The sequence below is a fragment of the Polaromonas sp. P1_E11 genome (assembly GCF_056405995.1).
The window spans coordinates 1,418,231-1,431,318 of record NZ_JBFUBA010000001.1 but is presented as its reverse complement, the minus strand read 5'-3'; the positions used below and the strand labels follow the sequence as shown (position 1 = coordinate 1,431,318).

At 63.1% G+C, this 13,088-nt stretch carries 13 protein-coding genes; 4 read left to right on the top strand and 9 right to left on the bottom strand.

The features are described 5' to 3' along the window. Window positions 1–3: 3 nt before the first annotated feature. Window positions 4–954, top strand: coding sequence for a LysR family transcriptional regulator (locus tag AC1D11_RS07000; RefSeq protein WP_477647577.1), 951 nt, complete (start codon window positions 4–6; stop codon window positions 952–954). A gap of 49 nt (window positions 955–1,003) precedes the next feature. After that, window positions 1,004–1,408 carry a DoxX family protein gene (locus AC1D11_RS06995; protein ID WP_477647576.1) on the top strand — a complete coding sequence of 135 codons (405 nt, stop codon included), beginning with the start codon at window positions 1,004–1,006 and terminating at the stop codon, window positions 1,406–1,408. 114 nt (window positions 1,409–1,522) lie between these two features. Here AC1D11_RS06995 and AC1D11_RS06990 read toward each other — a convergent pair whose 3' ends face one another. The 4 genes from AC1D11_RS06990 to AC1D11_RS06975 all read right to left on the bottom strand — a co-directional run bounded on the left by AC1D11_RS06990 (window position 1,523) and on the right by AC1D11_RS06975 (window position 4,749). Next, entirely contained in the window at window positions 1,523–2,419 is an 897-nt protein-coding gene (locus AC1D11_RS06990; RefSeq protein ID WP_477647575.1) for a sigma-70 family RNA polymerase sigma factor, read from the bottom strand. Between the two features lie 21 nt (window positions 2,420–2,440). After that, the gene (locus AC1D11_RS06985; RefSeq protein ID WP_477647574.1) at window positions 2,441–2,896 is read right to left on the bottom strand and encodes a carboxymuconolactone decarboxylase family protein; all 456 of its coding nucleotides are present in this window, start codon (window positions 2,894–2,896) and stop codon (window positions 2,441–2,443) included. 169 nt (window positions 2,897–3,065) lie between these two features. After that, window positions 3,066–3,872, bottom strand: a complete 807-nt coding sequence (locus AC1D11_RS06980; protein ID WP_477647573.1) for an isocitrate lyase/PEP mutase family protein — start codon at window positions 3,870–3,872, stop codon at window positions 3,066–3,068. A gap of 109 nt (window positions 3,873–3,981) precedes the next feature. Then, window positions 3,982–4,749, bottom strand: a complete 768-nt coding sequence (locus AC1D11_RS06975) for a 2-keto-4-pentenoate hydratase (protein ID WP_477647572.1) — start codon at window positions 4,747–4,749, stop codon at window positions 3,982–3,984. Between the two features lie 234 nt (window positions 4,750–4,983). On the opposite strand from AC1D11_RS06975, the gene AC1D11_RS06970 reads away from it, so the two are divergent. Both AC1D11_RS06970 and queC read left to right on the top strand, forming a co-directional pair. Further along, window positions 4,984–6,162 (top strand): fumarylacetoacetate hydrolase family protein, encoded by a 1,179-nt coding sequence (locus AC1D11_RS06970; protein WP_477647571.1) that lies wholly within the window; start codon window positions 4,984–4,986, stop codon window positions 6,160–6,162. 15 nt (window positions 6,163–6,177) lie between these two features. Continuing rightward, window positions 6,178–6,918, top strand: a complete 741-nt coding sequence (queC, locus tag AC1D11_RS06965) for a 7-cyano-7-deazaguanine synthase QueC (RefSeq protein ID WP_477650978.1) — start codon at window positions 6,178–6,180, stop codon at window positions 6,916–6,918. A 179-nt stretch (window positions 6,919–7,097) separates the two neighbouring features. Here the strand turns inward: queC and AC1D11_RS06960 are convergent, their stop codons facing one another. The 5 genes from AC1D11_RS06960 to AC1D11_RS06940 all read right to left on the bottom strand — a co-directional run bounded on the left by AC1D11_RS06960 (window position 7,098) and on the right by AC1D11_RS06940 (window position 13,076). Next, window positions 7,098–8,705, bottom strand: coding sequence for an MFS transporter (locus AC1D11_RS06960; RefSeq protein ID WP_477647569.1), 1,608 nt, complete (start codon window positions 8,703–8,705; stop codon window positions 7,098–7,100). Beyond that, entirely contained in the window at window positions 8,706–10,496 is a 1,791-nt protein-coding gene (locus AC1D11_RS06955; RefSeq protein WP_477647568.1) for an ABC transporter ATP-binding protein/permease, read from the bottom strand. A 17-nt stretch (window positions 10,497–10,513) separates the two neighbouring features. Next, the gene (locus tag AC1D11_RS06950; RefSeq protein WP_477647567.1) at window positions 10,514–11,482 is read right to left on the bottom strand and encodes a 5'-nucleotidase; all 969 of its coding nucleotides are present in this window, start codon (window positions 11,480–11,482) and stop codon (window positions 10,514–10,516) included. 60 nt (window positions 11,483–11,542) lie between these two features. Further along, on the bottom strand, window positions 11,543–12,091 hold the full coding sequence (locus AC1D11_RS06945) for a histidine phosphatase family protein (protein ID WP_477647566.1): 549 nt from the start codon (window positions 12,089–12,091) through the stop codon (window positions 11,543–11,545). 130 nt (window positions 12,092–12,221) lie between these two features. Continuing rightward, window positions 12,222–13,076, bottom strand: a complete 855-nt coding sequence (locus AC1D11_RS06940) for an adenosylcobinamide-GDP ribazoletransferase (RefSeq protein ID WP_477647565.1) — start codon at window positions 13,074–13,076, stop codon at window positions 12,222–12,224. Window positions 13,077–13,088: the final 12 nt, after the last annotated feature.

Below are 13,088 nucleotides of genomic sequence, written 5' to 3'. Positions count from 1 at the left end.
CGCATGAGCACGATCCGGTTTTTGAAGACCTTCCTGGTTGTCGCACAGGGCGGCTCGTTCGCTGGGGCGTCCGATCGCGTCGCGCTGACACAGGCTGCGGTGGGGCTGCAGATGCGCGCGCTGGAGACCGAGCTCAAGACCGTGCTGTTCGAGCGTTCGGGGCGCGGTGTGGTGCTTTCGGACGCAGGCCGCGCGCTGGTTGCGCATGCGGAAAAAATTGTCGGGTACTACGACCAGATGCGCGAAGGCCTGGCCGGCGAAGGCGAGATCGCCGGCACCGTGACGGTGGGCTCCATCGTCACATCGATGGGGCTGCTCTCAAACACCGTCGTCAGGATGAAGCCGCTCTATCCGCGCCTCAATGTGCGGCTGGTCATGCAGGAGTCCAGCGGCCTGGCGCGCAGTGTCAGGAGCGGTGAGCTCGATGCGGCGGTCTTCGTCGACGACTCGCCGCAGGAGCGAAAGGGCATGCGCTGGACGCCGCTGTACACCGAGCCGCTGACGGTGGTCGCGAGTTCCCAGGTAGCTTCGCCGGGCAGCGACTTCAAAAAGCTGCTGCGTGAGCAACCCTTCCTGCGCTTTGACCGGCGCACGCAGAGCGGCATCCGCATAGAGCAGACCTTGCGCAAGCTGGGCCTGGTGCCGCAGGACTTTCTGGAGCTCAGCTCGCTCTCGGCCATCATCGACCTGGTGCGACAGAACGTCGGTGTCACCATCGTGCCGCATGTCAAGAACGCCGACTGGGCCAACGATGCGCTTTTGCGTGTACTGCCGCTGCCGGGCCGGCCACCGACACGGCTGATCGGCATGCTGGAGCAGGGCAAGCGCGAGCACATTACCTCGGTGATCCGGCAGCATCTGGTTCAACTGCTGGCCGAGAAAAGTTCGGGAGGCATCGCCAGCCCCGCACCGGGTGGCCCCAAGTCCCGGCAGAAACTTGCGCAGCGGCGCTGAACTTTTTCGCTACGAGACTGTCAGACACCTTTTTAACGGAGGGAACCTCATGGCTTTTGCCCAAAACGACCAACTGACTTCACGCGCCTTGTCGGTGCTTCGCATTGTTTCTGCTTATTTGCTTATTCAGCATGGCACGGCCAAGCTGCTGGGCTTTCCCCACGTGGCTTATTTCGACGGGCTGCAGGTGTTGTCGCTGATCGGCTTTGCCGGGATTCTTGAGCTCTTTGGTGGTGCGCTGCTGTTGATTGGCTTGTTCACGCGGCCTGTGGCGTTTGTGCTGTCGGGCCTGCTGGCATTTGCCTATTTCATGGGCCATGCGACCAAGGGCTTTGTGTTGTCGCCGATGCTGAATGGTGGCGAGTCGGCCGTGTTGTTCTGCTTTGTGTTTTTGTTCTTTGCCGCTGCCGGCGGTGGTGCATGGAGCGTTGACGCGCTGCGTTCGCGGAAGTAAGCAAGACACCCGCGTCAACGAAAAGCCGGTGCATCCTTTGGGTGCACCGGCTTTTTCATGCTTCACCTTCGGGCTTATGCCATGTTGCAGGCTGCGCTGCCTGTGGCACAGCGTTCATGCCACGGCCTCTGGGCCGAAGGCCAGCCCGTCGAGTTTGTCGGGATTACGAATGATGAAGATGTTGTTGGCCTTGCCTTCGTCGTTGTAGGCAAAGGTGATGGCGGCGGCGATTTCGCCGGTGCTCGTTCGCAGCTGGATGGCGCGGCCGCCGTTGATCTCGCAGGGCACCCATTCGTAGTGGGCCCAGTAGCGGGCCAGCTGCGTCGTCAGCAGGGTGAGCACGCTGCCCTTGCCCTGGAAGATGCCTTCAACCGAGCTGACCTTGCCGCCGCTGTCGGTGCTCAGGGCGATGTCGTCCGAAAGCAGGCTGGCGAGCGATTCGGTGCTGCCGGCGGTGATGGCTTCGCGAAAAGCGGTGAGCAGGTCGTCCTGCACCTTGGGCGGTGTTACGTGCCGGACCCTGCCCTGGGCGATGCTGGTGCTGGCGCGCGAGACCAGCTTGCGGCAGGCGGCTTCTTCCATGTCCAGCATTTCGGCCACTTCGGCATAAGGCGTCTCAAAAATTTCATGAAGCAGGTAGGCTGCGCGCTCTTTGGGCGTGAGGCGTTCGAGCAGCAGCAAAAAGGCCATGCTCAGCGATGAGGCCAGCAGGGCATGTGTTTCCGGTGTGTCTTCGGTTTGCGTGTGGATGGGTTCGGGTAGCCAGGTACCGACATAGTCGACCCGGCTGCGCTGGGCGTCGCGCAGCATGTCGATGCAATGGCGCGTGCAGATGGCGGTGAGCCAGGCGGCGGGTGTCGCGATACCCGCGTGGTCGGCCGCCAGCCATTTGATGAAGACCTCCTGCACGGCGTCTTCGGCATCGGCCCGCGAACCGAGGATGCGGTAGGCCAGGCCAAACAAATGCCTGCGCCTTTCTTCAAACACGGCGGTGGGGTCGATGCCTGTCATGTGCGTGCGCCTCGGTCTGGATCAGTGTGCCGAAACCTGGATGCGGTTCCAGAGGTTGATCATGCCGATGGTAGCGGTCAGCGCGCCGATTTCCTTGTCGCTGAACGACTGGCGCAGGCGGCCGCGCAGGCTGGCGTAGTCGGTCTTGTGGTCCAGCGTGGTCAGCGCTTCCGTCCAGGCCAGTGCGGCTTTCTCGGCTTCACTGAAGTCATTGACATGCGCCCAGACGACGAGGCGGTCCAGCCTGTCCTGGGTTTCGCCGTCTTCACGGGCTTCCCGCAGGTGCATCTTGACGCAGAAAGCGCAGCCGTTGATTTGCGAGGCGCGCAGGTGAATCAGGTGGTGCAGTTTTTTGTCCAGGCCCTGGGCGCCAATGGTTTGACTGACCTTGAGCAGGGCGGGGTAGACATCAGGAATCGCGAGGTCGATACGGACGGGGGCAGTGTTGGCGGCGGTGTTAGCGGTAAGGGCAGTCATGGTGTTTCCTTTTAAAAGAGTCAAAAGTTGGGTGTCACACCGTATTGACGATTCAGCTTTGCCGTTTGTGACGCGTTGTGACGCCTGCCTTCAAAAAAAGATGAAATAAATGAAAAATCGCCTGATCCCCGAAGGAATACAGGCGATAGCGGGCAAGCGCCTGTGCGCTCTATCGTGGCGTGTTCAACAAGGTGTTCATCGCCGAATAGTCCAGCTTGGAGCCGAGCAGCGGTGACAGGTCCTGTTTCAGCAAGGCTTCGACGCTGGTTCGGGCGTGTTCGTAAGCCACCTGGAAAGGCGCCGGCCCTACGCTGAGGCGCCGCACACCAGCGGCCTGCAACTCGGCAATGGCCGGCAGCCCGGGCATGGCCATCAGGTTCAGCGGCATCGTGACGGCCGCGCAGATTTCCTTCACCTCCGGCAAGGCCGTGAGGCCGGGTACAAACGCGCCGTCTGCCCCGGCTTGCTGGTACAGCTTCAGGCGGGCGATGCTGGCCTGGGCCGGTGTGCCTTCGACTTTCAGCTTGCGCAGGTAGACATCGGTGCGGGCGTTGATAAACAGTGATGCGCCTTTGAGTGTGCTGCGGATGGCCTTGATCTTGTCGGCCAGCAGGGCTGGGGCGCCGCCGCCGTCTTCGAGGTTGATGCCAGCCGCCCCCACGGCGACCAGCTCGGCGGCCAGGCGGCCCACCTCGGCGGGGCTCTCGCTGTAGCCGTCTTCCATGTCGACGGTCAGGGGCAGGCTCAAGACACGGGTGATGCGGGCGACGGCATCGAGCAACTCGTCGGGCGGCAAGGCGCCGCCGTCGGCATAGCCGCAGGCCCAGGCGAGCGATGCGCTGCTGGTGGCCACGGCTTTGGCGCCGGACGCCTCAAAGATTTTGGCGCTGGCAGCGTCCCAGGCATTGGGCAGCAGCAAAACGCCGTGGGGCGCCTTGTGAAGTTGGGCAAATTGTTGGTGGTGAAGGACTTGCATGGCGGCTCCGTCGTTGTTGGCGGGATGGGAGAATCGAGGCGCACAGCTTAGCAAGCCGGGATGAAGCGGCTGGCCGTTTCCGGACCTTTCCTGCCCTATTTACTTCAGGTTACGGGTTGCGAAATTCCACCTCAAACCGGGCCAGGCCCGCGTAGTCAAACTGCGTGCGCTTTCCAAACGGCAGCGTCAGTACACCGGCATAGGAGCCCGTGATCACCGCCTGGCCTGCCAGCAGGCCAATGCCGCGTTCGCTCAGGAAATTGGCCAGCCAGTACAGCGGCGTGCGCGGGTCGCCGTTCGGGTGCCTGGCTTCGGCGGTTTGCGCAGGCTTCCCGGCGACTTGCCAGGTCAATTCAAATGCCGAGACATCGGGCCCGCCCAGTTCTGGCCCCAGCCACAGGCCGTTGTTGACCACGCCGTCGGCCAGCAGTTCGGGAAAAGGCAGGCTGCTGTGGTCGACGTAGCGGCTGGCGCAGATTTCCAGCGCGGCATGGACGGAGCCAATGGCTGCATCCACCTCAGCCTCGGTGTAGGGCTGCGCGCGCGGGGGCAGGTCTTTGGCCAGTACAAAAGCCAGTTCCGGTTCAACCACCACGGTGTCGGCACCCGAGGGGAAGGGGGCGGCATAGGTTGCTGCGCGGCAGAGGGTGGGCTGGTAAATGGGTGCGGCCACCAGCTTGCCGGGACTGGGCGGCGAGGCCTTCCAGCCGGCCACGGGCTGGCCCAGCCGGCGGGTGACCTCCTGCTGCACCTGCCAGCCGTCTTCCAGGTCGGCAGGACGGCAGCTGTCGGGTAAGCGTGGGCCCGCCTTTCCCGTGGTTCGCCTTGCTATTAATTCGATAGCTGCTTGCGCTCGTTGATCGGGGCTCAGGGGCATATTTGACTTAAAAAGCAGGTGGGTTGAAAAGTCTGACCATCCGGCAAGATGACATAGGCGCCAGGCCAGCGGCGGTCGAGTTTCAGTGTAGCGGCGCTTGCCTGGGGCCGAGACGTGTGCGTGCGCTTTTCCTCAACCCTCAGCGGGGCGCCTGGGCTCCTCGTACTTCCTTGTACTATTGACAGCTTCATACGCTTTTGTGTGCTGCCCTTCCTGTTCTTCCCTTCCAACATCATGAAAAACTCCCTGAGCCCTGCTTCCACCCTGCCTGTTGATGCCGCTGATGCCTTGCTGGTGGGGCGTGTCTGGATAGAAGGCACTGGCCCGGTGCTGGCTTTGGTCACACCCGACGGCGTGTACGACCTTTCCAGCGTCGCGCCGACCGCCAGCCAGCTGCTGGAATTACCGGGTGTCGCCAAGGTTGTGCGGGCCGCTGCGGCGAAGCTGCCGCGCCTGGCGGGTACGGCCGAAGTGCTGGCCAATTCCGCGGAGGAGGCGCGTGACACCAAGCTGCCCTGGCTGCTGGCGCCATGTGACCTGCAGGCGCTGAAAGCCTCGGGCGTGACGTTTGTCGAATCGATGCTTGAGCGCGTGATTGAAGAACACGCGGGCGGCGACGCCAGCAAGGCCGATGGTGCGCGCAAGACGGTGATCGCCGTGATCGGCGAAAACCTGGGCAAGATCAAGCCAGGCTCGCCCGAAGCGGCCCAACTCAAAGATGTGCTGATCGCCCAGGGCATGTGGTCGCAGTACCTGGAAGTGGGCATCGGCCCCGACGCGGAAATCTTTACCAAGAGCCAGCCCATGAGCGCGGTCGGCACGGGCGCAGAAGTGGGCATACACCCTGGCAGCGACTGGAACAACCCCGAGCCCGAGGTCGTGCTGGCCGTGAACTCGCGCGGCGAAACCGTGGGCGCCGCTTTGGGCAACGACGTGAACCTGCGCGACTTCGAAGGCCGCAGTGCGCTGCTGCTGGGCAAGGCGAAGGACAACAACGCTTCCTGTGCCATCGGCCCCTTTATCCGCCTGCTCGACGAACGCTTCACCATCGACCATGTGCGCAGCAGCGACCTGAGCATCACCGTGACGGGGCCTGAGGGCTTTGTGATGAAGGGCGGCAGCTCCTTGAAGAAAATCAGCCGCGACCCGCTGGACCTGGTGGCGCAAGCCATTGGCCCCAACCACCAGTACCCCGACGGCTTCATGCTCTTCCTGGGCACCATGTTTGCGCCCACGCAAGACCGCCACGGCTCGGGCCAGGGCTTTACCCATGTGGTGGGCGATGTGGTGACGGTGGCCACGCCGCAGCTGGGCAGCCTGGTGAACCGCGTTACGACTTCCGACAAGGCTGCGCCGTGGACTTTCGGTATTTCGGCGCTCATGCAAAGCCTGGCCAGGCGCAAGCTGCTGTAAAGAAGGAGAGGGCGGATGCATACCTCTGCATTGGTGCTGTTTTCCGGCGGGCAGGATTCCACCACCTGCCTGGCGCAAGCGCTGTCGAAATACGAACGTGTCGAGACGGTGGCCTTTGACTACGGCCAGCGCCACAAAGTAGAGCTGGAAGCGCGGCTCAATGTGCTGCGCGAAATCAAACAGCAGTTTCCACAGTGGGCCCACAAGATCGGTGAAGACCACCTGCTGGACCTGGCGGTGCTGGGGCAGGTCAGCGACACCTCTTTGACGCGCGACGTCGCCTTCAAGATGGAAAACTCGGGCCTGCCCAACACTTTTGTGCCGGGACGCAACCTGCTATTCCTTACGCTGGCGGCTGCGCTGGCTTACCGGCGAGATTTGCAGGTGCTGGTCACCGGCGTTTGCGAAACCGACTTTTCGGGCTACCCCGATTGCCGTGACGACACCATCAAGGCCATGCAATTGGCGTTGTCGCTGGGCATGGACAAACGCTTCCTGATCGAAACGCCGCTGATGTGGATCGACAAGGCCGACACCTGGCGGCTGGCGCATGACATCGGTGAAAAATCCGGCGAGCCCAACGGCGGTGAAGCGCTGGTCAACATGATCGTGGAACACACGCACACCTGCTACCTTGGCGATCGCGTGCACCGACATGCCTGGGGCTATGGTTGCGGTACCTGCCCGGCCTGCGAGCTGCGGGCGCGGGGCTATGCGGGCTATAAAACCACCCCCGTCCAGGCTCACTCCGTGTAGCCTGTTCCCCCTCGAGGGGGCGGCACCTGCGGCCCGGCAAAGCCGGTTCCGCGACCCCTACTGGTCGTGCCCAATGAACTCTTAAGCCAGCATGAGCCGTGGAACCGGCTTTGCCGGGCCACAGGCGGGCGGCCCCCTCGGGGGGCAGGGAGCTACACGAAGTGAGCGACCGTGGGGGCCTAACTCTCGACGATGCTGCGGGTGACAAGCGGGGGTTCTTCGCCCAGGTGAAATCCGAGTTTGCGTTCGCGCAGCGCCACGTCGCTGGCCGTCACGCGGTCAAAGCGGCGCAGGTGCTCCGTCCATGACTCGTCAATGATCTGCTCGATGTAATGGCCGGGCTTGTTGACGTCGCGCAGCAGTTCCCACTCAAGTGCACCCTGGCGCAGGCGGCTGCGGCGGCTTTCCTGCATCAGCGCGCGGAAATCGTCGGCGCGCGCCAGGTCTATCTGGTAGTGAATCCTCACCACCACGCGGCCTGCACCGGGTGGCTCTTCGGCCACCGGCGCCTTGAACTGGCGCGACGGGGTCAGGTCTTCTTCAATGCTGAGGTCCGACACGAGGTACTGCGCCACCATCATCACGACCGAGCCGCTGGCGGCAGCCATCAGCAGGCCGGTGGACACGCTGGTGAGGCCTGCCACGTGGCCCCAGAGCGCCGCACCCGCTGCGCTGGCGCCCATGATGGCCATCTGGTACATCGACATGCCGCGTGCGCGCACCCAGTCGGGCAATGACAGCTGGGCCGATACGCTGAGCGAATTGGCGCAGGTGATCCAGGCCATGCCGTTGAGCAGCATGGCGGGCACGGCCACATACACATTGGGCGCGAAAGCCATGGCTGCGGTGGATGCCGTCTGCAGCAGCGTGGAGCGCATCACCAGCACGTCCCGCGGCATCATCTGGCGCAGCCGCGCCAGGTTCAGCGCCGCAATGATAGCGCCCGTACCCATGGAGGCCAGCAGCAGCGTGAAGGTGCCGGCATCACCGCCTTGCAGGCCGCGCGCCACCAGCGGCAGCAAAGCCAGCAGGGCGGTGGAGTGAAAAAAGAAAATCGCCACACGCAGCAGCACCGCGCGCAGGCGTGCCGACTGGCTCACAAACTGCAGGCCGACGCGCATGGCACTGACCAGGCGCTCGCGGCCCAGCGGGCTGGGCGCGTGGTCGCGCCGCCAGCGCATGATGACAAAGCCCGAAATGACCGACAGCACGGCGTTGAGCACAAACACGTATTCGGTGCCGGCGCCGGCAATCAAAGCGCCGGCAACGAGCGGGCCGACGATGCGCGACGCGTTCATCGAAACACCGTTGAGCGCCAGCGCGGCGGGCAGCTGCACGCGCGGCACCAGCTCGGGCACGATGGCGGCAAACACCGGCCAGCGCATGGCCAGGCCCACGCCGTTGGCAAAGGTCAGCGCCAGCAGCAGGGGCGGCGTCATGACATCCGAGATCACGGCAATGCACAGCAGCGTGGCCACCACCGCCACCCAGAACTGCGTCATGATGAAGTAGCGGCGCCGGTCCAGGATGTCAGCCAGCGCGCCGCTGGGCAGGCCCAGCAAAAACACCGGCAGCGTCGAGGCCGACTGCACCAGCGCCACCCAGAGGGGCGAGGTGGTCATGGAGGTCATCATCCATGCGGCCGCCACATCGTTCATCCACATGCAGATGTTGGCGACCAGCCAGGTGCTCCACAGCATGCGGAACACGGGGCGCTTGATGGGCGCCCAGGCGGAGAGGGATTCAGCCGTTACCGGCTCGGGGGTTCTTGCGGCTTCCTCGGGCATTCAGGGCGCTTCCTGTGCGGCACGCTGGTTCAGCGTGAACAGCGCGGGTGAGCCTTCAGGCAGCTTTTCGAAAGCCCAGGTCTTGTTGTGAAAGGCTGCCACGTTGGGGCGGTGGGCGATCGAGATGATCGCGCCTCCCGATGTTTTGACGAGCGCCAGCAAGCGTTCATACAGCGTTTTTTCAGCCGCTTCATCGAGTGCGCTGGTGGCTTCGTCCGCAAAAATCCATTTGGGTTTCTTCAGCAACACCCGGGCGATGGAAAGGCGCTGTTGCTCGCCGCCAGAAAGCTTCTGGCTCCAGGCGTCTTCTTCGTCCAGTCGAGCGGCGAGATCGGGCAGCAGGGCTTCGTTCAGGGCTTGCTTCAGTGTGTCATCGCTGTAATTCGCCGCGGGCTCTGGGTAGGCCAGGGCATCGCGCAGGGAGCCGTTCGGGAAATACGGGCGCTGCGGGATGAACATGGCGTTTTCAGGTCGGGTGATACGGCCGGTGGCAAACGGCCAGATACCCGCCAAAGCTCGAAAAAGGGTGGACTTTCCGCTGCCGGAAGGGCCCCTGAGCAGAATGTGGTCGCCGGCGTCGGCATGCAGTTCGACGCCTGTCAGGAGAACGGTTCCAGTCGGCAGGGCCAGATTGAGGTCGCTCGACGTGAGCGATGTGGACGCACTGGTGACCAGGCCGACGTTGTCTTTTGCCTGCGCAATCATGCTGTCTTCGAAGCTTGTCAGGCGATCTGTTGTCGCGCGCCAGCTGGCGAGATTGTCGTAGTTATCCACAAACCAGCTGAGTGAATCCTGAACCTTGCCGAAGGTCGAGGAAATCTGAATCAGCTGGCCAAGCTGGATTGCTCCGCCGAAGAAGCGAGGTGCCGCAACAAGGAACGGAAAAATCAAGGCAGCCTGGCCGAAGAAGCTCTGGAACCAGATGAGTTTTTTGTTGGCGCGTATCAGGTTCAGGTAGTTCGCCAGCACCGTCGTGAAACGACCATCGAGCTGGCTGCGCTCCACCGCCTCCCCATGGTCCAGCGCAATGGATTCGCTGTATTCACGCGCCCGTACCATGTGGTGGCGAAAATTGGCTTCGTAGCGCTGCTGCAAGAAGTTGAGTTTGATCAGTGGCCGCCCGATGTAATGCGCCAGCACGCTGCCGACCAGGCAATAGGCCACCGCGGCCCAGACCATGTAACCCGGGATGAAATAGCTGCTTGCGCCCAGGGTGAAGTCCAGCGGACCCGACTGAACCCAGAGAAGGCCGACAAAACTGACCAGCGTCACGACCGCATTGAGCAGGCCCATGCTCAGTGTGATCGTGGAGGTGGTGAAAGACTGCACGTCTTCCTGAATACGCTGGTCCGGGTTGTCCGGGCTGGCGTTGATGTCGGTTGTCGCCGAATAACGCGCGAGCTCCATCTTGTAGAAGGCGTGGTGCGACAGCCAGCGGCGCAGGTAGTCGCGTGTCATCCACGCGCGCCAGCGCATTTGCAGCAACTGGGTCAGGTAGAACTTGTAGACGGCGATGATGATCGCGCCAAAGGCCAGATAGCTGAACCGGCCCATCTGCTGCCAGAAGACGACCTGGTCGCGTTTTTCAAGTGCGTCATAAAACACGCGGTACCAGTCGTTGAACTGCACTGCCATGTAAACCGTGCCGAGGTTGAGCAGCACGATGGCCACCAGCAGCAGGCGAGCCTTCCATTTTTCTTCGGACCGGAAGTAGGGGGCGGCCAGTGCGGCTATCCGCCTGGCAAAAAGACTGAATGCGGTAAATTTTGCGAAAAGACTGGACGGATTCATGAAAGCCCTTTCGCGGCTCAGGAAAGCTGGTTGGAAACACCACTGGCCACGTGGCCCGAGGGAACATGCTGCGAGGCGGAGTGCACGTGACCGGTCTGGTCGTCGAAGAAAAAGTCAGGCTCGAATTCGCGCAGGAATTCGCCCTTGGCGAGACCCCCCAGGAACATGGCTTCATCGACCTCGATGTTCCAGTCCATCAGCGTGCGGATGGCGCGCTCATGTGCGGGCGCGCTGCGGGCGGTGACCAGGGCTGTGCGAATGCGCATGTGCGAGGTGCCGACCTGTTGCAGGCGGTGCAGCGCTTCGAGCAGGGGCTTGAAGGGGCCGGCCAGCAGCGGTTGTGTGGCCTTGTCGCGCTCATGCTGCTGGAAGGCTGACAGGCCCTGTGCCTGGAAGACGCGTTCGGCCTCGTCCGAAAACAGCACCGCGTCACCGTCGAAGGCGATGCGCACTTCATTGGGGTGTGCATCGCTGGCGCGCACCGAATGCGGATAGACCTGTGCAGCCGGAACGCCTGCCAGCAGGGCGTCTCGCACGTCGCTCAGATGCGCCGACAAAAACAGATTGGCGTGCAGCGGTTTCAGGTAGCGCCAGGGCGCCTCGCCGCGGTTGAAGGTGCCGCGTTCTATCTTGAGGCCGTAGTGCTGGGCCGAACGGAAAACGCGCATCCCCGATACCGGGTCGTTGCGCGAGAGGATCACGACCTCGACGCGCTGGGCGGGCGCCGTCGGGCTGGCCGCTTCCCCGGCGCTTTCGGGTACCTCGTTGAAGGCCAGAAGTTTTTTGACCAGCGAAAATGCTACGCCGGGCTTGGCCGGCACGTCCAGCCGCTCGAGCTGCAGCTTCATGTAGGCTGCGTCTTTTTTTGCGCCTGGCAAAGGCTCGGCAGTCATGCCGGTTTCAAAAACCTGGTTTTCTTCTTCAAAGTCAAACAGCGCGCGTGAAGAGATTGCCACCACGAGCTGACCATCCAGAGTTGCTGCCATTGTTTGATGCCTTTGATGCGTTGTTGTGTCAGGTCGATGTTGAGTAGGCAACCGGGGTGTTCATGTCAGGTCTAGTTTGCACCATTGTCCATAGCTGGGTGCATTGATCGGCCACTCGTCTGCCCCTGTGATCTGACGCTGGCCACGTGCAATCAGTTCCGCAGCGCGGATCACGCCAGCATGGGTTATCCACAAGGTATCAGCTTCGCCCTGCAACTCGTCAAAGGCCGAGGCCACGCGCGCCATCACTTGCATGGTGCTTTCGCCGCTACCGCCCACGGCATGCATGGCGAAGCTGTCGGTCCAGGCCCGCAGGTCGGCGGGGCCGATGTCTTGCCAGGTGCGGCCTTCCCAGCTGCCGAAGTCCATCTCCTGCAATCGCGGGTCGGTTTTATAGGTCAAATCGGCCCGTAAGCCGCTCAGGGCGAGCGCAAGGTGCTCACATCTTTGTAGCGGGGAGCTGACGACCCTGGTCGCAAGAGGGAGCATCTCTGCCAGCATTCGGGCGCATTTGGCGGTCGCCTCAGCGTCGGCCGCTACATCCTGCCGGCCGTAGCAAACGCCGGCGTCAATCAGGGGCTTTGCGTGGCGAACCAGCCAGAGTTTCATTCAAAGACCGGCCTGGGGCAGCGCTGCAAATACCAGCCAGGGCCGCGGAACCGGCTTTGCCGGGCCGCAGGCGCAGCGGCCCCCTCGGGGGGCAGCGCAGTACACGAAGTGACAAGCGTGGGGGCTCGTTTCATAAGCTCAGGGCCAGGCCCAGGTAAAAGGCGATTTCGCAAACCTGCTGGGTGGCACCCAGGCAATCGCCGGTGAACCCTTGCAGCCTGCGCTTGAAGAAGCGGCCCATCCACAGCAGTGCGAGCACGGCAAAGCTGCAGGCGACGATGAGGTTCATGACGTCGAGCACGAAGGTGGCCAGGGCCAGCGCGGCGAGGCACCAGGAAAAACCCACCAGCAGGCTGCCGGGGGAGATCTGGTCCGCCAGCGGCTTGGATTTGGACAGGGCGGTGTCGCCCACGTGCGGCAGCAGGTAGATCAGCAGCAGCGGCAGGCCGCGCGACATGATGTGGCCTGTGCATAGCGCGGTACAGGCATACCAGCTGCCAAAGGGTGCCTCTTCCCAGTCGCCCCAGCCGGCGGGCGCACCTTCGACCGAGCCGAGGATGGCCAGCAGCGCGACCTTGCACAGCAGGGCGAGCACCAGCGCCATGGCGCCAAAGGCACCCACGCGCGAGTCTTTCATGATTTCGAGTGCGCGGCCCTTGTCGTGGCTGCCGCCCAGGCCGTCGGCTACATCGGCCAGGCCGTCTTCATGGAAGCCGCCCGTCAGCAGCGCGGTGGCGGCGGTGGAAAAAGCCGCGGCCACGAGCGGCGAAAACGTGGTGTCGGGCAGCACCGCCTGAAACAGTGCGTACACGGCAGCAGCAAACAGGCCGACCAGAATGCCGACGCCGGGGAAGTGGCCGGCACTGGCGCGCAACAACTCCGGGCTGTAGCCCACCCAGGCTGCCAGCCGCCCCGTGATGGGGATGCGTGTGAAGAACTGGACGGCGAGCAGGAACTCGCGGACAAACAGGGTGATGGATGTCATGCGGGGCCCATG